Source organism: Treponema sp. R80B11-R83G3, from assembly GCF_054786115.1.
On record NZ_BDHF01000472.1, the window covers coordinates 1 to 479 of the forward strand.

The following is a 479-nucleotide window of genomic DNA, read 5'->3' on the forward strand; positions in this document are numbered from 1 at the left end:
ATACTAACGGCGGCGGTAAAAAAGATAATGTAATAGAATTTGATAATGTTACAGTTAAAAGGCGCAGGCAAAAACGCCCGTTACTCGATAAAGTTTCATTCTCCGTAAATTCAAATGAAATACTTGGGTTTGCCGGAGTCGGCGGGAACGGGCTTGGAGTAATCGAAGCTGTTCTTGGCGGCTTTTTACACCCCAGCGAAGGAAAAATCCTGCACAGGGGAAAAGATATAACAAAGCTTAACATACGCAAATTGCGTAATCAGGGGCTTAGTTTTGTTCCCGCCGACCGCGTAAATGTCGGAAGCGCTTCTGAGGCGACACTCGAGGAGAATATGATAATTAACGTGAGAAATGAATATTTTTCTTTTAATTATCAAAAACTGACGCGGAAAAATAAAATTAAAGAAGATATAAACTTGTGGTTAAAAAAATATAGTTTAGATGCTCCCGATTTAAAACAAAAAGTTTTTACGTTATCC

General features: G+C 38.6%; 1 protein-coding gene. It reads left to right on the forward strand.

Annotation, left to right across the window (positions count from 1 at the left end; translation table 11 throughout):
• On the forward strand, positions 1-479 hold a 479-nt coding region (locus ACYVRH_RS14530; RefSeq protein ID WP_461257576.1), incomplete at both ends, for an ATP-binding cassette domain-containing protein.